The sequence below is a fragment of the Janthinobacterium sp. GW821-FHT03C10 genome (genome assembly GCF_059420865.1).
Genome location: NZ_JBWKUN010000004.1, coordinates 76,403 through 97,229, shown reverse-complemented (window position 1 = coordinate 97,229; position 20,827 = coordinate 76,403). Strand labels below are relative to the sequence as shown.

Genomic DNA, 20,827 nt, shown 5'->3' with positions numbered 1-20,827 from the left:
TCGCCCCCCTATATATCCCCTTCCCATATAGGAGGAATATACAAATTTCTGTAGCTGACACTTCGCAAGTGCATGGAAAATCTGTGTAATCGCAGTATGAACACAAAGGCCTACTGCCGTGGGCTTTTTCTTATGTGCAGGCATTTTCACAATTAGCCTAGGTTAAGTTTTCCTCTAGTCCAATCTGCAACGGCAGCATGCCGCATTTCATTCCAAGACGAGTAGGTGGTCTTTTCCGCAATGTAAACATCCCACTCGGCATCAGGAATTACCTTCAAATCTTCCAGAGTATCGACCTTAAATGGACTAGCATCAAAAAGCGCCTGAATGTCCTTAAACTCCGAACACGCAGCAATGAAACTAGGCGGCATTAATTCTCCCGCCTTAACGCTCTGCGTATCTTCCAAATTCTTCAGGCCCTGCTTGAGCTTTTCCAGCCCGTCCAAATTCATTTTGAATGACATCACGGTTCCTTTCGATTAATGATAAAACTTGCAACTACCCGACCAGTGTAGCACTCCACAGTTGCAGAAAACTAAATCCGCAGTCGTCAACATCAATTGGACTCAATCGCCGCCCTCAGTCCCTGCCAGTAATTCCGCGAGCCAGAAGTATGCTCGCGCTGGCCCTACAGCTGGTCGCGTGTGAGTTGCTGCCGGGTCGCAAAGGTCATATCTAACAATCAAGCAGATTAACAGGGGGGCAGATAACGAGCGACTTGGTTGATGCCCGGTGGATGAGGACGTCACGGCCATCCGGTCCGTTCTCCAGCTCGGTTCCAACACTTCTCCTTTATTGCCTGACAGACATCGCCAGATGAGTTACAGTCATTAAAAGTACCGGCAGTAAATGGCGCCTATCGCTTTTCATATGGGTGATGTGTTGCGTCACGGGAGCAGGTGTCAAGTCAACACTTACGGACAAAAAAACGATGAGTATCACTGCTGAGTACACACGATTTCTGCAATTTCTTCATCAGAAAAAAGTCGAGCCTGATGTCTGTCGTCTTGCAAACTGCGTTAAGGCAAACCTAAACGACCTGGCTGAGTTTGGCTCTGCACGACGAGCTCGCTCAACACGGTTGGGGCCCCTCTTGTTGTTGGAGTTGGAAACGACCAACCCTGACATCTCCGTCCCGCCCCCACTTTCCATACAGACTCAAGTAGTCAAGCCTCGGCTTCACGAACTTGTAGTAGGTCCTTTCAGGGGGTTTACGGCACCCGAGACCTTCGACCTCGGCAATAACATCACGTTGGTGTATGGTGCGAACGGGACCGGCAAGAGCAGCTTTTGCGAGGCCCTCGAAACAGCGATGTTGGGACACATTAGCGAGGCGCAAGCTAAGCGCGTCGACCATCGCAACTACTGCAATAATTTGCGACTCCGCCATCACACGGCGCCTATGCTGACTGTGCGGGCAGGCGATGGAAAGATAAGCCAGCTTACGGTTAATGAGGCTTTGCACCGTTTCTGCTTTATCGAAAAAAATAGACTGGACGATTTTGCGAGAATCAGCGCGCGAACCCCTGCAGACCAGCGACAACTCATCGCTACACTATTTGGTATCGACCAGTTCAGCGAGTTCGTGCGAGGCTTCAACCAGTCGTTGGACGATAACTTACAACTTGTAGGGCCCAAGGCGACGCAACTGCGTTTGGCACGAGAACAACTTGCTGTCTCGATACAAACTGTTAGCACGTATCCCAAACATCTGGAAGCCCACAGCAAAGACGAGGCGGCACTGGCTGACGTAGTCCGCCCTGGTCAAAACTACGCCGAAGTTTGCACGTGGCTTTTGGGGACGCAGGAGGCGCCGGGCCGACTGCCAATAATCCAGGCACAACTCGATGCCCCATCTTTGCCTATTCGAGGCTTCACCGTAGATTGGCTTGCGCAATTGCGCACTGCATTCGAGCTCGCAGTGCAGGAGTGGAAAGCAGTAACAGCAACACTTGCTAGACGCGCCGGTGAGGTTTCGTACACAAGGCTATACGAAGCGGTCCTAGCGTTGGCAGACGGCAGAGACTCCTGCCCAGCGTGTGGAACCGGCCTAATGCATGTTCAGTACAACCCTTTTGAACGCGCTCAAGCGGGCATACTTGAACTCGCAGAGCTGGCCACACTACAGCAGCGGGAAGCGGATACTAAAGAAAACCTAACCGAGGCATCGAGAGCCCTGTGGGCCGGAATGGGCGACGTTATAGCCACCCTTCGCACATCCCACCAAGCCGAGTTCACAGACGCACAGTTACCTGCGCTTCCCGCTGGGCATGCCGGAGAATGGTTCGCCAAATGGGTTGATGAAGCTCAAAATTCCTGGGCCATGCTACTTTACCTAGTGTGCCTGATTGAACAGCAAGATGCCGTTGCGCGGTCCGCCTTGGCTGAACGGGAGCAGCTCATCTCTGAGCGAAACAAGCTGGACGAACACCGCCTTTCGGTCGAGCGCCTTCGCACTGTGGCGGGGGCGCTACAGGTAACGTATGAGAACGCGCAATCGGTAATTAAACAGTTCGAAGAAACAAACAGCGAACTCATGGCAGAGGTTGAAAAAGAGAAGACAGTCACAGCGCTGAACGAGCGCGTCAAGAAGGCTTACGACCAATTTCTACCAATGCTCCAGGATTATCTGGGGTTGTTACCAGCTCAACTAATTCAAGGTCTGGCCAACAGTACCTTGGAGCTCTACAACGCATTTAACCGCAGCGACCACGACAGTGAAAAGCTAACTGGGCTATGGCTTCCTATCACGGCGAACGAGAATATTGAGTTGGAATTTGCAGGCAGCCCTGGAGTTAGATATAACGCGCTCGTTATCCTAAGTGAGGGCCATATCCGGTGTTTGGGATTGGCGATTTTAGTGGCCAAAAATATTGAACAACAATGCCCTGTGGTCATTTTCGATGACGTGGTAAACGCCATCGACGATGAACACCGGGATGGCATTTGGCGGACGTTCTTCGAAGATGGCCAACTAGAAAAGAAACAAGTTATTTTGACGTCGCACTCAGAAGAGTTCTTACTTCGAATTCAGCAGGAACTGGGGGCCGTCCGGGCTGGCAAGATAAAGCGTTACAAATTCCTACCCCGCGCAGGCGGACATGAACTGAGAATAGATTCGGAACCTCCAACTAAGAACTACGTTCTCTTGGCCCGCGAAGCGCTAGAAGGGGATGAAAAGCGCGATGCACTGAGGCACTCACGGCCAGCCATCGAATCCCTGACAGACCAACTCTGGACTTGGTTAGGCCGACGGGGTGACGGCCGCCTAGAGCTCAAGCTACCGGGCCCACGTTCACCTTGGGAGCTGAATAATAAATGTTTAAAACTTCGGAGCGCACTGAATCGGATGGTGGCGCAACATCCGAATGTGGCTGGGGCTGTGACTGCATTGGATGCATTACTAGGGGTAAACGGGAATTCAATTGAGTGGGGGTACCTTAACTCCGGCACACATGATTCTCAGCGTGACCACGATTTCGATAGGGTGACTGTCCGTACAGTCGTACACGCCGTGGTCACTCTCGACGAAGCATTAGTCGCGCTACGCAACGGATAAATCTAGCGTGGCTCTTCTTCCACCATTACTCCATAGGCGTAAGGCTAATGTACGTCTACGCTATTTAATAATGAAGAAGGAAGACCGGGCAACGAGCGTGTCGCCCGGTCTTGAGTATAAAGAACAGATTTGATTTATACATTTTTTCGCTATCTAACCGACCAAGGTCAGAAGTCATCGTTCACGCCGCCAAGCGAGAACGATGGCGCACTACAACGGGCCGCCAAGCCCCTTCCAGAAGGAAGACATACACACATTTCCACCGCTGGCAGTTTTCGAGTGCTGGTTCCCCAGCTTGCTCCCCGCTTGACTGATTAGGTCTCGAAGTTCGCTCAAACTCTACTATCCGCCGCTCCCCCTCTTGTGCCGTCCCAGGTGCCAACCTGGTCAAAAGGCCGTCAGAGGTTCCCACGTTAGCTGACTGTGTCAAAACCACGATTTCGGAATACGTCGTCTCTAGTTCAAGGTATCGCATACGCTTACCCGGTTTCCCGGTTTCAGCACCCCGATGTTCCATAGCGGGCACCTACCCAGCTCGAACTGTCTTCAACGAATCACCCCCGAAAGGGCGTACCCAAGGTCTCTTACTGCGATAAAGGGGACTCCCACCCCTATTTACGTACTTAAGCTATCCAGCGACCCTCCCCATTACGGGAGGTGCCAACGCCTCCAGGTTTCCCCTCAGCGCCCTGACGCATTTCTACGCCCTCAGCAGCCCACACGCGCAGTCTCTGTCACGCCGTTCAGTTCCGAACGTCCCAGAGCCCGGATTTCCACCGGTTCACAAATCAACAGGGTTTGTCTGCGTTGCCGCAGGTCCCGTGTCCGTGTCGCCCAACACCTGCTTCAAGCAGATTGGGTCGAAGGAAGCATGTCTGCTTCCAGCGCCCGTTTCAGCCGCGCCAGCCAGGATTAACCGGCACGCAGCTAAGGCGGTGTATGAAGGGTTTGGCGACCCCTCGCGTGTCTTTCGACGTGTATGTGTTTGCAGTTGGCGGCCTGCCTTATACGTCCTCTGGAAGGCGCATAAGGCAGGTCGCCGCGCATGCGAGACACCCAGGCTTTCGCCTGGTTGCATGCCCTCAAAACACCTCTGTCCACGAATACGTATAGCCTAACTTTCGAGCTTCGCTCGGAACATCATTACGTCTCATACTCGCAACGTCAATCACACCGCATTCACGCCGTTTTTTGCTATACGGAGGTATCACTCTTACAAGGAACCTCATGCCTGCCTCTACTCCAATTGCTCATAGCAAAACCGCCGCTCTGAGCCGCATTCTCGATAGCGTGCCCAAGGGCTACTGGCGATACATGTTTGGAACCGTCAAGGTTGCCAAAGCCGTCGCGCTGGCGAATAAATTCCATGACATGTATGGCATCGCATGTTCGCCAGCTCAGCGCCTTGCCCGTAAATCAAAGGGCATCGCGAATGCACTCTTGGTACTGTACTGGCCTGAAGGCGTAGATGATGTTCACTGGCTGCTGTTGGCGACACACGGGACAGGACTTGAGTCTGAGAGGCTGCTGCTCGTCGATGAGAAACCTCGGCTGAACTGGCTGGGGTATGAACTGGTCAGGCAGAGCTCACGCGGACGAGCGGCTTGGACGTGGCGGCGCCCGCGGGATGAGATGAGCGAGTTGCACGCGCTGCTGGCTCACCAAGCCAACCGCAAGCAACAGAAAGCCATGGCGGAGACACTTGAGCGTATCGCTCGGCAACCAGGCTTCAGCGGAGTGAGGACACAGTCTTGGTCGCTGTGTGAAGAGGCCCGTCGGCGAGGCTACAGTGGACCTCTCCCACACCTCTTTTTTCTTCAAAAGGTTAGCCATGGAGAAAGGCTGATGCTGAACGGTTAAGTGTAATCCATGCGAACTCCAACACAGCCTTCCCTGGCTGCCCAAGGCTCAAACTCAATAGTTGTTTCGCCACCATGCCTCGAAACTGAGAAGCCTCTTTTTCCTTATATTGTCCGACTCCGAAGTAATGCGTTCTAACCGGGCAGCCAGGCTAGCAGCCTTCTGCTTTGAATACACAAGATAGCATCTTACAAACGAAAAAGTCGAGACTCACGCATGGAGTGCGGCTTGAAGCCCGCGCATATGAAAGAAGAGCTCAATGATTAGTTGCCGCCACGCCAACACCCAAGCCGACCAACCCAGCTACCGGTACTACAGAGTCTATAAATACTAAGGACGCCCTCCACCTCCGAAAATACCCTGTGTTCATTAGGAGTTATTGAACTCTGGTGGTGGCAGGGCGAGGTGCAGGTCAAGTACAGGTGATACAGACGTCAAGTAAGAGTGATATGGCCGTCAAGCAGAAGCAATGTGGAGGTCAAGTAAGTAAGCTCCTTCCTCAAAAAATATTGGTCCGGGTTTAATGGGAGTTTTCTCAAATCATGTGCTGCCAGGGGGGCACAACGAAATCATGGATGACGAATTCACGTATACACACTGGTCTCAATCAACCTTAACTGACCATGGAAAAAGTTCAACTCCGCCCAGCCGTGCACCTTAAGAACGCCGAAGATCTGCGCGCGCTTTCGAATCAACTTTCGCATGCAGCAATGACAACTGCATTGGAGCACCAGGACGCAGTGCTGCGCGGGGCCGAACGGCTAGACAAAATTGCCGCCAATATTGAAAGAAAAGCAAAGGCTGCGACCGCCGAGCCCTCGGTCGCCGTCCTCCCACCCGACGCTAACGAAGAAGAGGTTCGAAAGGCGCGGCGGCGTCAAGCAATTCGACGCGGCAAACACACGTTTCTCCCCAGCTGGAGCGGTATGGCTCTGGCGCTTCCGAATACTCTTTTAAGGTCCGCGCTATTTTCGACGGGACGACACGTCCAGGCCAATAGCGACAAGGTTTTGGCTGGAGACCAAAGCACACTAGTGACGTGTAAAGAAATCATCTCAATCAAGAGCGTGACGCTGACCTTCAGCGGTTATGAATTATGTCAGTTCGACCGACGTGTGTACGCAGCTTGCCTCGACTATTACCGGGAAACGCCACTCTCGCGGGAAGACTCTCATCAGTACGTAACGGCATCGTTCTACGAATTTGCCAAGAGGATGGGGCTATCTTATGGCTTGAATCCTCATAAGGCCATTCGCGCCAGCCTACTGAGATTGAACTTTGCTAAGATTCGGCTTAGATATAGCGGGTGGAGCTTAGAAGTTCCGAAACTCCTAACCGCAAACTTCGAAGATGGTTCAATCAGTGGCGTATTTAAGGGCAGTGACCGGCTGTCGTTTCGGGTAACCGAATCTGTTGCCGAACTCTTCGGACCTGGCGCCTGGACCGCAGTCGACAAAGACGCCGTTGGCTACGATGGGTTGAAGGGCTGGCTAGCAAGCTTTTACGCCGGACACTCGGCGGCAATGTTCCTTGACGTGGAATGGTTGTATCGGCTGTCCGGGTACGTATCGAACAGGCGCAACTTCAAGGCTAGCCTGGTCAGCGCCTTGGAAAAGCTTAAGGATGAACAGACGCCGGCGTGCTGCCGACTCAGCGCATACCATTTCAGCGACGATAATCAAAAAATAATGGTTGTACGCTCCACTTGGAATAAAACTAAAATTATCAAATAAGCACGACCGGGCCAGCTCGATTGGCAGTAACTTGTATCTTAGGCTGTGGTTGCCACGAAGACCTTGTACAACTCCTAACAAATTGTTCTGCGTGCAATCAGTGCTTATATGGGATAGCGTGAAAACCAGCGTTATCCCGTATTATCCCCGCTCGGCATAATGAGCCAATTTCATGTTTGAATCTCCAATTTGAAATTTATTTCACCAAGTTGAAGCTGTGAAACAGCCTCGCTAGCGTATTCAATGCTCACTTATCCGGCAGCGCAGTGTCGGCCATATGCACGCTAAAATACTCACTTCGCATTACGCTTAGTTCTCAACGTCGTCATATCCAGATTGGCCCGGGGTCATCTCTGCAAATCGGCCTTCCTCCATTGCCCGTCTGATATCTTCCGGTGTCCGCCGCGGGGTAATACGAAGTTGAGACGCCGAAAAAATCGGTAACTCACGTCCGACGCTGCGCTCGCGTAAGCGGCACATAATCCACGCTTGCTCGGCATCAGTGAAAGGCCACTTCCCCTCACGGGCTTTGTTTATCAACGCGAGGCGAATCCGCTCAAAGTTCTTCTCGTCAGTCCATTCCGGATATTCGCTCTTCTTGCGCTTGAAGTAGGTCACGAGCTGGTCTACGAGGTCGTCAGCAACTTCAAATCGATGCATGACTTCTTCTGGCGACCGGCGCGGGCTTCGATACATGCCATCATCACCGCGGCAAAGGGCCAGCTTGAGTTGGGCGCCGCCCACGGCGGCGATAATCGGCTCGTTCGGAAAATCCGGGTGTAGCTGGCGTGGTCTTGAATTCGAAGGTTCGGACATAAGGCATTCTTCAATGAGTATCAGAAAAGTGCTCCCCTTCAACTTCTTCTGTAACCTGACGGGGAACCAGGAGCATTCTATTGGCAAGAGGAAGCCCCCCCCTTCTGACCGTAGCAGCCGCGAGTATGTGCGGTCAACAGCTTTCGAACTGAGGTTGGCAAATTCGACATTGTGGACTATATGGTCGGCTGCGCCGGCACCACGCTGGCGCGGTTGCTGAGGCCGCGAACGTGGACGCCGGGAATGTCGCTGTTGAGGACCGCGAGGTGGTCGCGTTCGTTATCGTCGGTGAGGCGAAGCCAAGTTCAACACCTGGTCCACGACGGGTTGAAGAAGAACAAAATCGTAAAACTCAAAGACTACCCCCGAATCACTCACCGATGTCCAGTCCAGCATTGGCGATGTCTTTCGCGCAACAGCCTCACCGCTTCGGCTATCGGTGTCGATGACCTCCACAATTGCTCGCGCTTTCCGGACATCGTCGAGCAGCAATCGTATTGCCTCAGCAGAAAGCGCTCCCATGCCAACCATCGTGCAGAAGTCGTCGACCGATAAACGATGGATTCTGACATCTTTACGCGCGCTGGCGTAGGCTACAACGGCTTTCAATACCACTACGCCTGCTGCGGAAAGTCCGTTCAGTTCAATGTCAGTGACGACTAGCTGCGCCATGTTTGATTTCCCTATGCCAGTTCTACTAAGTAATGACCTTGCCTAGATGCGGCGGCTCTTCGAACAGGTGGCGAGAGACACTGAACCTGACACCGTCATCAGTCAAAAAGATGCCTTCAAAGACACTGAAGCGATGAATACTGCGACCAGTTCGTTTCATCGTCTCCTTTCTAGCGATGCGAACCCGGCCAGGTGCCCGGCAGTGCAGAACCATCACAGTTGGATACCGACACCGCTCCTATTGAGAGGTACATCCGGCTTCCCAGCCGACCATATCCGACGTCTGGTTGCGCAAGGTGGCGTGCCATTCGGCCAGCTTTCGCTGAACATCCGCAGGCGGCGTCGTGGCGATGATTTTTTCTTCCGTTAGCTTTCGCTCGCGGTTCCTGGTTGCGACAGCTTCAGCATTACATTTATCGAGCTTATCTTTTTTAACTCGCGCGGCCTCGATGCCCGCGCTCAGGTCCATGGCTTGGGTCACGTCCACAAAGTTCAGCCGATAGTCGGAATGGGGCGGCAACGCCCTGCTATGTTCGTAGGTTACAAGGTCCTGCAATTTGGTGCCCGGCATGAGAAGTGATTCAAACCCGTTTTCACTAAAGAACGCCAGGAAATTGCTTGGACGAGTGAATTTGACAGAGCCAGCTCCAGGGAAGAGGGGTACGCACTTTTTTCTTTACCACATGCCAACCATTCCACAGTCATATCGGAATAGGCGCTCATCCCCCAATCGGAAACATCGGCAACCATGGCCTCCCCCGATTTCAACTGGGCCGTGATGTGCAACGGTACGTACTTCTTGTTCGTCCGCTGCGCGATGACGTAATCCAAATCCTTTGCGTTGATAATCCGCGAACCAAACCGGAGAGCCAGAATCGTCTCGCCTGTCGACCAAACCCTGGCCGGCTGAGTGCCGTTACTCAGCAACGTATAGCCAATACGGTTGTCAGGATAGACCTTTAGGTCGGATACCTTGGTCAAGTCAGGTCCACTCGCACAGCCGGCCAGAGCTGCGGCCACCGCTGAAACGCTCAACAAATTCTTCAGTTGCATATAACTCCCCGCATGAGACTGCTCAACCAAAGCAGTTATGAATTTAGTTACAAAAATTTCTCGCAGGAAAATTCTACGTATTTCGTAGAGAAATCGCAAGCGTATTCTACGAATATCGAAGAATGCGCAAGATAGGTAAGTTCGAGTGGAGTAAGTCGTTGTTCGGGGCCCGGCTACGGGAGGCCCGCTTGCGCGCTCAAATTCCACAAGACAAGCTCGGGGTCGCCATCGGGTTGGATGAGACTACGGCAAGCGCGCGGATTAGTCGATACGAGACAGGAGTGCATGAGCCTCCTTTTGGGACGGCAGCCTTGCTTGCGAAGGTATTAGACGTACCCACCGCCTATTTTTACTGCGAGAGCCCCGAGCTGGCTGAGTGGGTTATGGCGTGGCACCGATTGAATGAAGCCGACCGCATGCGCGTCATGTCCCACATCGAAGCCGCGCAGTAAACTTTCTCGGCAACCAGGGCGCCAGCGCTGTTTGCCAATCTTTCATACGGTTTAGCGACTGGGTACTCACAATTGCAGTATCCCCTCACCGGAGCGAAAACGTCGTGAAAAGTGTCCTAGTAGGACATTTTTTATCATTTCAATAATTAAAGCGCCCGGCCGCAACAGCTCCTCTCAACCCACCACTTGCGAAAAACATTGCCGCATGGCAAAATAATCCCAGCTTGAGGATTGCTTAGTCCCGAGACCCTAAAAGCGAGCCTTTCTCTCTTTTTCCATTTGACCGCGACGATGTTGACTACACATCGAGTCGCTAACCTATGGACAAAAGAGATTGAAATGATTGCTTACCACTACACGACTGCACAGAAATACCACCTCATCAAGCAAAGCGGCTTGCTTCTGCCGGCAGACATCGGAATCCGTCCTCCTGAACTGCCAATTCTGTGGTTCTCCACTCATTCGAAATACGAGCCGTCCGCACTGAAGCCGCTCGGCGACGAATATGGCAATGTCGTACGGATGCTGACTGTCAAAGAACTTCACGAACTGGGCGGTGGCTTAGTCCGCTTCGGCATCTCCACAGCCGTCCTCAAACGTGGCGAGGAACTGCGCAAGGCAGCAAAAATGTCCGGCACGATGTGGCGAAAATTAGAAAAATTCGGCAAAAAAATGAAAGCGAATCCGTTCGACTGGCTCGGTCACGTCGGGTCAATGTCGCTGGAACACGTGAGCATCGAAACCATGGACGACAACATGGTCTGGCATCCTATTCCGGGCTGAACTCGAATTCCTGAACAACCTGGCGGCGTGCAGCCGCCATAAAATCTGCTACCCGTTCCAAGGGCGTCAGATAACATAAACATCGGGACTTACGTCGGCAAGTGCGTCCACAACCACGAGGATGGCTTGAGGAACATAGCCTACCAGCTTGACTGCTCCGAATTTAAAATCTTCAGAAAACAACCGCCTTTCACGTCCGATGTAATACCTCCGATAGTGACATCATACCTATCGAAGTGTCCGTAATGCTGGGGGACGGCCATCTAGTCTTTATGCTGGTTCAGGCGGACTGCTGTCGTGTCTACATCTGGTTTGACAACCCCAGAATTTCGACGCTCTATCAAAATTACGCTATTGGAATTTTCTTTCAGCCTTTCCGCCTCTCCAGCAGAAAAACCAAGGTCAACAAAGATATTTCCATGAGCAGGAGTAACATAGCTGGAGTCGGTTTCGATATGCATTTTCATCCTTTATTCAATGATGCTACGGGTAGGGTACCGAACAAACAGCACCTAAGTAACGTTCACCATTATGCCGATAATGGTGAAAAGGAATTTTCAAGAACCCAGTGCCACAACTTAAACGCAACACCGCCGAGAAGAGCAACCAAAAATGGTATCCAGGATAGACAGTCAATCTCACTTATTGAAACCTGATATCTCATCAAGCATTTCGCTTGGGATAATTTTTTTCGATTCAATCAATGGTTGAAAAGCCGAAAAATGAAATATATTTCTCTCATCCAAATCATCCCTAGCAATAGAATTTAGGAAGTAGAAACCCTCGTTATCACTTCCATCTATAATTTCGACGCACTTCATAAAATGAAAGAGACGAATTTGATTTTTTGCACCATTCTTTTCGTCGATTCCCTGGAATAAATACAACTCATTAAATATTAAAGGTTCAGCCGAATACTTTATTCGACGTTCGAACGGGTACGATGCAATTCCGGTCAGCGATAAAACATCATTTTCATATGTACGCCCATTCCATTTCTGATGCAATTGTTTAGCAATGAAATTTTCCGCGAAGAAGTCGCCTATTGCATCGGCCATTATACTCAAAATACTTTCAAATCTATCAATGTAGTCGCCAAGTTCGCTAGGCTTTATCAAGCCTCGATGAGAAATTTCATTCCGAATTTCCGTGCAGTTAGCTAGAGAATCTTCGACCTCTTTAGAAGCGACCAAAGATAAAACATAACTCCCATACCCACCGCTCCCAACAGATTTTTCACGGCACCTCCTGAGAATATTTTGATAGCTTCCCATAGTCGGTCGAGTTATTCTTCCACGATTGGCTACGGCTTCAAAACATTCTTTTTTCCCTTTATCCTCATAAATTACCCCTAGAGCTATAGAGGACAAAACAGCCCCAAGACATTCAAAGAATACTCTATACGCCTCAAGTACATCTCGTTTACTTCGTTCACACTGAATTTTATAAAGTAAAGAGGCTAGAGGATGAGGTAAAATCTTCATCAAATAATCTGAACCATCGGAGTATTCACCAATTCTCTTATTGAATATAGAAGTGACTGTGGAATTCTCCCACTGCTCCTGTTCAATTCTGGCTAGGCGAATTAGAAATTCACTCTTCTGACTATAAAAATCAATAATTGCCTGTTGTTTTTTTAAGGAAGGGCAATCAATTCTTATTTCCAGATACGCGCTGATAGATGGAAACGTATGGCGATGACTATCCTCTCTAGTTGAGCGTTTCTCGACATATATTTCCAAAAATTTCGGCAGGACTACCTCTTTTCTAACTTTAAAAAATTTTATGGATTTCTCATCAACTTCACCTTCGCAAGAGTGCTTAAAAAGTATTCCAGAATCTTTGATGCCGATATCCCAGCTAGAATCTTTATCACAAGCCTCGATTAAGGCAAAAAGCGGTAATGTTGACGCCCACGTTAATTCTTGGTTAGAGAAAAAAGAGAAGAAGTCTATCTCACAGCCTATTTCATGTTTTTTTTCAATCTTTACCGCAATTCCCAAGCTTTCAGTAAGCCGAAGGTAATCGGCATGGTTTTTACTTAAAGGAACATTTCGTGAAGTAAGATTTCCGCCGACGTCACTGGTAAAGTTCCGGTAAAGCAAGTCAGATTTCGAAACCATTCGAACCAAATCAGAGTTTTCGTTCTTGTAAATTGATAAAATCTGAACAATATATTCTGGAGAGATATAACGACTTTTACGGCCTATTGATGCATTCATTGGCTCCCACAAGCCGGAAGCATTGATTAGGCGAATACCACCTGAGCGCGGCTTATTACTAATAACAAGAATATATGTAGGAATCGCAACGTTAAAAAAGACACTGTTTGGCAATGCTATGACCGCCTCTAATAAATCGTTTTCAACAATCCATTTCCTAATATCACTTTCCCCAGAGGAAACGCCACCACTCCGTAGCGAACTACCGGTTACCACTGTGCAAATTCGACTGCCTCCCTCGGAAGAAGGCTTCATCTTATCAATTTGATTTAATATAAATAAAAGGCTGCTATCGCTCATTCTGGGTAGGCCAGGACCAAAACGCCCCTGAAACCCTTTTTTTTCGTACTCTTGACGAATGATTTTTTCAGCTCTCTTCCATTCAACGCCAAACGGTGGGGTAGAAACTATATAATCAAATTTCCTCCCGGAATGTGCATCGTCGGTCAGAGTGTTTCCCACAACGATTTTTTTAACATCCTTCCCTCTGAATAACATATTTGCTTTGCAAATAGCAGCCGACTCATCATTCAATTCCTGACCAAAAACGGCAATAAATTCTCGTGGATGCTTCTCTTCGAAGTAGCTGACCGACGCGGACAATAGTCCACCAGTGCCAGCGGTAGGGTCGTACACACTGACTTGTTTCGCTTCTGCCGCAGTTACCTTTTTTTCATCGAAAAACAGAACGTTAACCATAAGTGCTACGATGTCACGAGGTGTGAAATATTCGCCGATGATTTCATTAGAAATTTCGGCAAATTTCCCAATGAGCATATCAAAAATATCACCCATTTCTCCGTGACTGACTGACGCCAAATGCAAATCTATTTTGGAGAATTCAAATGCTACCGAACTCAGCAATCCAATTTTCACCAATTTTTCGACTTGGGATTTAAATTCAAGTCGTTCAAATATATCTATAATCGACGGCGAAAACTGTTGAATGTAATTATCAATTGCCTGTTCAGTATCGCCTTCACTTTTCAAAAAAGAAATTAAATCAACAGCGGACGAATTAGAAAAAATATCTTCCATACTAATATACTGGCGCTCTGACACATTTTTCTGAAAAGGTTCTTCGACTCCCGATTCGAGAAGCGACATCGACCGACTGTCCTCCAATAAGCAATCAAGACGTCTAAGTACGGCAAACGGCAATATAAAATTTCCGTGCTCCGAGCGTTTAAAGTGCCCTCGAAGGATGTCCGCGACCGACCATATTGACGATGAGAGAATTTGAAGGTTCATAAAGGAAGTTCGCGGTCCTATTTTTCGTTATATTATTTATTTTTTTAAAAGAGCCCATTTATTCGGCTCTCAAGAATATTGTAGAGGGATACCTACAGATGACCTTGGTGAATATCCACGGAGCGCGCCCGAAGAGCTTCGTACAATTGCGCCGGTCCAAGTAACGTATCTTTTAATCCTTCACGTACCCGTTGAGAATCCAATGCCTGCATACTCATGCTCGTATGAGCGTCAAGCGCATCCATGATGGCATTGAGCAGCGCAGTCGACAGGTCAGGAGAGTTTGCAAATTGCTCCTTGCTGTTGTTGGCGGCCTGCTGAATCAAGGTTTCGTTTTCAAGCAATTTACACTTAATCACGCCGTTCACGTAGACGAGTTGGTCGTTGTCAGACAGCTCGCCCTCAAATAGACCATTTACCTTTTCGATGATTTCGTCAAGATAGCCCTTCTCCTTATCCTGGGCTGAACCACTACCAGCACCATCCATAGGCGGCAATTTGGGCTGCTCACCTTGGCCCAAGGCAAGCGCCTGTTTGCCGATATTCTTCAGGGTGTGGTGCGTCAGTGTCACTTTGGACAAATCGACCGTATCGCGCTCTCGGCCGAACGCCAGCAATGGCAATAACAGCTTGTAGAACAGGAAGCGCTTTTCGATATCAGTGTTACCGTAGTCGAAAATCTGAGATAGGAACGAATACAAACGGACGAACGCGCCCATGTCATTCTTGAACAACAACAGGGCTGCCATGGTGTCCTTTGCCGCCTGCAAGCTTTTCTCGTCATTCTGCGCTTCTGCGGCCGCCTTCTGCGCCAGCGCCGACGTAAATCGCTTCAGCAGTCGGTCAGCCACCGGCGAAATCGCAGCTAGTAGTTGGCTCTGGGTACCCTTCGGGTCCGTCGCGACCTTAGCAACGCGGTCCACCTCGAAATCGTCATAGTGACCGGCGCTATCGAGCTTCGCACGCAAGTCGTACACCATATGTGGGTCGGTAGTCGCCTCGAGTTCAGCAGTTTCATAGTAGGTCTTAAATGCAGCCAGCACTTCTGCTGCATCGTTCACGAAGTCGAGAATGTAAGTCGTATCCTTGCCTGGCGCTGCGCGATTCAAGCGAGACAGCGTCTGTACGGCCTGGATGCCGCCCAGCTTCTTGTCCACATACATGCCGCACAGCAGCGGTTGGTCAAAGCCAGTCTGGAACTTGTTGGCCACTAACAGCAAATGGTAATTCTGCTCGTTGAACGCTTCGCGGATATCGCGGCCTTTCAACCCAGGATTAAGGTCCTTGCTAACTTCACTCACCGGCTCAGGGAAGCTAGCCGGGTCATCAACCTCACCCGAAAACGCTACCAGAACACCCAGTGGATAGTTCTGCTTTTGGATATAGCCAGCAATTTCTTTCTGCCAGCGTACAGCCTCCTTGCGGCTGCTGACCACTATCATGGCCTTGGCTCGCCCTTGCAGGAGCGGCTGAACGTTTTCACGGAAATGCTCGACTACGACTTTGACCTTCTGAGCGATGTTGTACGGATGCAGTTTGACCCACTGCATAATGCCCTTCATCGCCTCACTCTTTTCGACTTCTTTTTCGTCGTATTCCTTTCCATCGTTGGCCAACTTGAACGCGAGCTTGTAAGTCGTGTAGTTCTTCAGGACGTCAAGAATGAAGCCTTCCTCTATTGCCTGGCGCATCGAGTAAACATGGAACGGTTGCGGCAAACCATCTGGCCCTGGGCGTCCAAACAGCTCCATCGTTTTCGATTTTGGGGTGGCGGTAAAGGCGACATAGGTCAAGCCATGAGCACCGGTGCGCGCGGCCATTTGTGCCGCGAGTAAATCCTCAGTTCCTATTTCGCCACCGTCCTGCAACTCAGCCAACTCTTCAGCCGACAGCAGCTGCTTCAGCTTTGATGCAGCCTCACCTGTTTGTGAACTATGAGCCTCATCAGCGATGACCGCGAACGTTTTCCCTTCCGTGCTGGACAACTCCTGAACAGCCTTCAGCGCGAACGGGAAAGTTTGTATCGTACAAACGATAATCTTCTTGCCGTTCTTCAGCGCTTGCGACAACTGAGCACTCTTGCTGCCGTTCTCGTTGGTGATGCTCTCGACCACGCCCGTAGTGCGCTCGAAGTCGAAGATGGCCTCCTGTAGCTGGGAGTCGAGCACCGTACGGTCAGAAACCACCAGCACGCTATCAAACAATTTCCTGTTGTCCGTGCCGTGCAAGTCCGCCAAAAAATGAGCAGTCCAAGCAATCGAATTCGTCTTGCCCGAGCCAGCGGAATGCTGAATAAGATACCGTTCACCTTCACCATTAGCAAGGACATCGGCCACCAATTTTCGCGTAGCATCGAGCTGGTGGTAGCGTGGAAAAATCACGCTTGTCATCTGCTTCTTGTCGTTGCGCTTCCCGATTAGGTAACGACCAAGAATCTCCAACCAGCTGTCTCGAGAAAAGACTTCTTCCCAAAGGTAGGATGTCGCGTAGCCATCAGGGTTAGGCGGATTACCTGCGGCACCATGATTGCCTTTATTGAAAGGCAGGAACCGCGTCGCAGTACCTGCGAGACGGGTCGTCATCTGCACTTCTGCCTGACTAACGGCGAAGTGCACCAGCGCACCACCTGGGAACGACAACAGCGGCTCAACCATTCCTCCTTTAGGCGCAGGGTCGCGGTCATAGCGGTACTGGTCAACGGCATCCTCTACGCTTTGCGTGAAGTCAGACTTCAGTTCCAAAGTAGCAACTGCAATGCCGTTCACGAACAACACCAGGTCGATAGACTCGTGCCCTTTATTGAGCGAGTGATGCACTTGACGCACAACGCGCAATCTGTTCGCGGCATAGTGCTGCTGGATGACCGGGTTGATGGCAAGAGCTGGCTTAAACTGTACCAAGGACAGCGGTTTGGCCAAGCCAAGCATTTCAACGCCACGACGCAGCACGTCTAGAGTGCCGCGGTCGTTCAGGTTCTTACGTACGCGCTCAGCTAAGTTCTTCCCGGTCGCGACCCCATGCGTTTTGTTCAGGCGTTGTAAGCTTTCTGGCTGGGTGCTCTCGACCCATGCCAACAAGTCCGGCATGTAGAGCGCGTTCTGCTTGTCGTAATTGGCAGCGTCGCCTTCGGCATGAAGCCAACCGTTCGCCAGCAGGTGTTCGCAGATTGCGACTTCAAAATGGACCTCCTTGTGCAGGCTAGACATTAGACGGTTTCCTGCACTATCGATTGCTCCTGTTGGACAGCTTGGCGGACGTCAATTTTGCCAGTCACGGCGGCGGATATGAGAACGGAGCGGCGTTCTTTTAATAGGTCGATACCTCGCATCACTTCAGCAGCGAGTCCCATGACCTTTTTCGTCTCTACGTCAATGAATTCTAATATCCGCAACTGCTCATCAGGAGGCGGGGTCGGAACATACAATGCTCCGATTGATGTCATATTCAACCCCTGCATAGTGGTTCCTTGTGCCGCCAATGAAAAGTAAGCTTGACTAGTCGGATTATTTATAAATTCCTGCAAATACCTAGAATGTATTACTTCCTCCCTAGCTCGATATAAAACCAAGCGAGGATTAATAATCCCAGGCTCAACATTTTCCGGAACTAAAGCAGCCCTTCCAATTGTACCCATGACGCTAATCAGAATATCCTTTGAACTTACTTGGTAGCGGCGCATCTCCGAGAATTTTTCGGCTGAGATGTAGTAGTCACCAATGGAAAAATCATCAGGAATTACCTGCTGCTGCCCGTACACACGGTAACCAGAACTCGAGTACATAGACTTGGTAAGTGATGCACCGTAAGGTCCGGAAATAGCCTCGCGTACGAGAAATTTCAAGGGTTTTACTAACCAATGGCCCGGCACCTCCCCTAACCACTCCACGCCAGAGTCCTTCATCGGCGCATTTGGATTCAATCCCTTGGTCACAGCATGGGAGATGGTGGCTTGGCGTTTTTCGGTAAGCAACGTGATGAGTTTTTCCTGTTCGGAAACCAGGTTGTCGATTTTGGCGGTTTCTCGGTCAAGAAAGGCAGCGATGGCCAGCTGCTCTTCAACCGGCGGCAAAGGAATTGTCACATTATCCAACGCAGACTGGGATAGACCAACTCGAGTTAAGCCATTAGCAAGTACTGCAAATTTTGATTTAAGATAATGACTATCGAATAGTCTCTTTATGTAGAGTCCGTCATTGCCTGATTTGACCCGGACCATGGAAAGGTGATAGCCGCAAACCACACCCGGTAAATCGTTTGGCACATACGCAGCGATGGCGATATCATCAGCCGTCTCTGAGTCTTTCGTAATAATGACGTCGTCAGACCTCAGAGAAAATTTCTCGATTTGCTCTTTCGTTGCCGTGGCGGCCATAAATTGAATATCGCTAGTAATCCGCTCGTTGTAATAGACGTCGGTGTAATTGCATAGAGCAACACCAACCTCATCATCATATGACTTTTTATCCACGTTCGACGGAAAGACATCGCATGCATACTTCAAGGGTTTCACTTCCCAATGACTAGGCAATTGACCAAGCCAATCAATTCCACTGTCTTTATGGGTCAGATAGCGTGGCAAACTCATTCTGCCAACTCCTCAAGCATCTTCATAATTGTTGCTGTGACCCCCTTAAGTTCTTCGTCGATGGTATGCAAGTCACGTGGCGGCTCAAATACATAGAAGTGCCGATTAAATGGAATCTCGAAGCCAATCTTGGACTTGTCGTGGTCTATCCAAGCATCGGGCGCGTGCGGCAATACCTCTCGCTCAAAGTACGCCTGGACCTCGTCGTTCAGAGGAACGTTTTCAGAGTCACGCAGCGAACTATCAGCCTGCGGCAAGCCCTTTTGCTTGCCCTTCGAGCCAACTATGACGTTTCCTTCCTCATCGCGTAACGGGCGCTCAACGGTGATGGTGGTGTAGCCAAATTCGTGATTCTTGAACACGCGCGATATCGGCACGACTTTAACCTTACCGCCTTCCGGAGCTTTCGGCACTTTATCGCCCGGCGCCAATAGCTTGCGCTCCACCTCGTTGCCCTTTGCATCAAGTACAGTGAACAAATTACCTTCGCTGAAATCACCGAACAAGCGCGTGACGTCATCGATATGCTCGTCCGATAGCTCTTTCCGCTTACTACCTAAGCTTTTGCGCATTTTCCGCCAGAAGCCACTGGCGTCAATAAGCTGTACCCAGCCTTTACGGTCATCAGGCTTCTTGTTTGAAAGAATCCAGATGTAAGTCGAAATGCCGGTGTTGTAGAACATGTCTGTCGGCAGGCAAATGATGGCCTCGACCAGGTCGTTCTCCAGCACATAGCGACGAATCTCACTTTCACCCGAGCCGGCACCACCGGTAAACAGCGGCGAGCCATTCAGTACGATGCCGATACGACTACCGCCATCCACGGCTGGACGCATCTTGGCGATGAGGTGCAGTAGGAACAGCATTGAGCCATCGGATACGCGCGGCAGACCCGGCCCGAAGCGTCCATCGAAGCCCTTTTCCGCAGCCTCTTTGCGGATTTCCTTCTCGACCTTCTTCCACTCGACACCGAATGGAGGATTGGAGAGCATATAGTCGAACTTCTTGCCGCCGTGGCCATCCTCGGAAAGCGTATTACCGACGACGATGTTGCCAACGTCTTGGCCCTTGATAAGCATGTCTGCTTTGCAGATGGCATATGACTCGTCATTCAATTCCTGCCCAAACATGGTCAATCGGGCGTCCGGGTTGTGCTCAGACAGGTACTCCCCTGCTACCGACAACATACCGCCAGTACCGGCCGTCGGGTCATAGATAGTCCGCACAACAGCATTCCCTGGCGTGAGCACATCATCGTCCTCGATGAACAGCAAATTCACCATCAGACGAATGACTTCGCGCGGGGTGAAGTGCTCCCCTGCAGTCTCGTTTGAAATCTCGGCGAACTTGCGAATCAGCTCCTCAAAAACCAGGCCCATATCGGCGTTGTCTACGACATTTGGGTGCAGGTCGATGGTCGCGAACTTCTCAACTACAAGGTAAAGCAAGCCTGCCTTTGCCAACCGCTCAATCTGGGTGTAGAAGTCGAACCGCTCAAAGATGTCCCGCGCGGCTGGCGAGAACGCCTGTATGTAAGCGTAAAGGTTCTGCCGAATATGGTCTTGGTCACCCAGCAGCGTTGTAAGGTCCAACGATGACGTGTTGTAGAAGGACTGCCCAGCTTTTTTCACAAGAAACGGCTCTGGGTTAAGCCCCGCCTTGGTCTTGGCATCAAACTCAGCAAGCACCGCCGGTTTCGTGGCTTCCAGCACGCAGTCAAGACGCCGTAAGATTGTGAATGGCAAAATGACCTTGCCGTAGTCAGACTGTTTGTAATCGCCGCGAAGAAGGTCCGCAACGGACCAGATGAAGGATGAGAGTGCTTGATGATTCATTTAGGC

At 50.4% G+C, this 20,827-nt stretch carries 15 protein-coding genes; 5 read left to right on the top strand and 10 right to left on the bottom strand.

Annotation, left to right across the window (positions count from 1 at the left end; all coding sequences use genetic code 11):
* Positions 1-152: 152 nt before the first annotated feature.
* Positions 153-464 carry a hypothetical protein gene (locus AC07VH_RS14745; RefSeq protein WP_494788430.1) on the bottom strand — a complete coding sequence of 104 codons (312 nt, stop codon included), beginning with the start codon at positions 462-464 and terminating at the stop codon, positions 153-155.
* Between the two features lie 467 nt (positions 465-931).
* Here AC07VH_RS14745 and AC07VH_RS14740 point away from each other — a divergent pair, with 467 nt between their 5' ends.
* The 3 genes from AC07VH_RS14740 to AC07VH_RS14730 all read left to right on the top strand — a co-directional run bounded on the left by AC07VH_RS14740 (position 932) and on the right by AC07VH_RS14730 (position 7,152).
* On the top strand, positions 932-3,559 hold the full coding sequence (locus AC07VH_RS14740; protein WP_494788431.1) for an AAA family ATPase: 2,628 nt from the start codon (positions 932-934) through the stop codon (positions 3,557-3,559).
* Between the two features lie 1,227 nt (positions 3,560-4,786).
* Positions 4,787-5,419, top strand: coding sequence for a hypothetical protein (locus AC07VH_RS14735; RefSeq protein WP_494788432.1), 633 nt, complete (start codon positions 4,787-4,789; stop codon positions 5,417-5,419).
* Positions 5,420-6,042: 623 nt separating this feature from the next.
* Positions 6,043-7,152: a plasmid replication initiator TrfA gene (locus AC07VH_RS14730; protein WP_494788433.1), complete on the top strand. Its 1,110-nt coding sequence runs from the start codon at positions 6,043-6,045 to the stop codon at positions 7,150-7,152.
* A 309-nt stretch (positions 7,153-7,461) separates the two neighbouring features.
* On the opposite strand, the gene AC07VH_RS14725 is transcribed toward AC07VH_RS14730, so the two are convergent.
* From AC07VH_RS14725 to AC07VH_RS14710, 4 genes are all read right to left on the bottom strand, one after another.
* On the bottom strand, positions 7,462-7,968 hold the full coding sequence (locus AC07VH_RS14725) for a hypothetical protein (RefSeq protein WP_494788434.1): 507 nt from the start codon (positions 7,966-7,968) through the stop codon (positions 7,462-7,464).
* Positions 7,969-8,247: 279 nt separating this feature from the next.
* Positions 8,248-8,640: a hypothetical protein gene (locus tag AC07VH_RS14720; protein WP_494788435.1), complete on the bottom strand. Its 393-nt coding sequence runs from the start codon at positions 8,638-8,640 to the stop codon at positions 8,248-8,250.
* Positions 8,641-8,878: 238 nt separating this feature from the next.
* A complete protein-coding gene (locus AC07VH_RS14715; protein WP_494788436.1) occupies positions 8,879-9,211 on the bottom strand; it encodes a hypothetical protein in 333 nt (110 codons plus the stop codon).
* Complete coding sequence (locus AC07VH_RS14710; protein WP_494788437.1) at positions 9,181-9,693, bottom strand: hypothetical protein; 513 nt, start codon at positions 9,691-9,693, stop codon at positions 9,181-9,183. Before AC07VH_RS14710 ends, AC07VH_RS14715 begins: the two co-directional genes overlap by 31 nt.
* 122 nt (positions 9,694-9,815) lie before the next feature.
* Between AC07VH_RS14710 and AC07VH_RS14705 the strand changes: the two genes are divergently transcribed.
* Complete coding sequence (locus tag AC07VH_RS14705) at positions 9,816-10,145, top strand: helix-turn-helix domain-containing protein (RefSeq protein WP_494788438.1); 330 nt, start codon at positions 9,816-9,818, stop codon at positions 10,143-10,145.
* Between the two features lie 339 nt (positions 10,146-10,484).
* On the top strand, positions 10,485-10,928 hold the full coding sequence (locus AC07VH_RS14700) for a hypothetical protein (protein WP_494788439.1): 444 nt from the start codon (positions 10,485-10,487) through the stop codon (positions 10,926-10,928).
* A 263-nt stretch (positions 10,929-11,191) separates the two neighbouring features.
* On the opposite strand, the gene AC07VH_RS14695 is transcribed toward AC07VH_RS14700, so the two are convergent.
* The 5 genes from AC07VH_RS14695 to AC07VH_RS14675 all read right to left on the bottom strand — a co-directional run bounded on the left by AC07VH_RS14695 (position 11,192) and on the right by AC07VH_RS14675 (position 20,821).
* Positions 11,192-11,389 (bottom strand): hypothetical protein, encoded by a 198-nt coding sequence (locus AC07VH_RS14695; protein ID WP_494788440.1) that lies wholly within the window; start codon positions 11,387-11,389, stop codon positions 11,192-11,194.
* A 177-nt stretch (positions 11,390-11,566) separates the two neighbouring features.
* Complete coding sequence (locus AC07VH_RS14690) at positions 11,567-14,401, bottom strand: class I SAM-dependent DNA methyltransferase (protein ID WP_494788441.1); 2,835 nt, start codon at positions 14,399-14,401, stop codon at positions 11,567-11,569.
* Positions 14,402-14,493: 92 nt separating this feature from the next.
* Positions 14,494-17,607 carry a type I restriction endonuclease subunit R gene (locus tag AC07VH_RS14685; RefSeq protein ID WP_494788442.1) on the bottom strand — a complete coding sequence of 1,038 codons (3,114 nt, stop codon included), beginning with the start codon at positions 17,605-17,607 and terminating at the stop codon, positions 14,494-14,496.
* A complete protein-coding gene (locus AC07VH_RS14680; protein WP_494788443.1) occupies positions 17,607-18,986 on the bottom strand; it encodes a restriction endonuclease subunit S in 1,380 nt (459 codons plus the stop codon). The genes AC07VH_RS14685 and AC07VH_RS14680 overlap by 1 nt, the downstream gene beginning before the upstream one ends.
* On the bottom strand, positions 18,983-20,821 hold the full coding sequence (locus AC07VH_RS14675) for a type I restriction-modification system subunit M (protein ID WP_494788444.1): 1,839 nt from the start codon (positions 20,819-20,821) through the stop codon (positions 18,983-18,985). Before AC07VH_RS14675 ends, AC07VH_RS14680 begins: the two co-directional genes overlap by 4 nt.
* Positions 20,822-20,827: the final 6 nt, after the last annotated feature.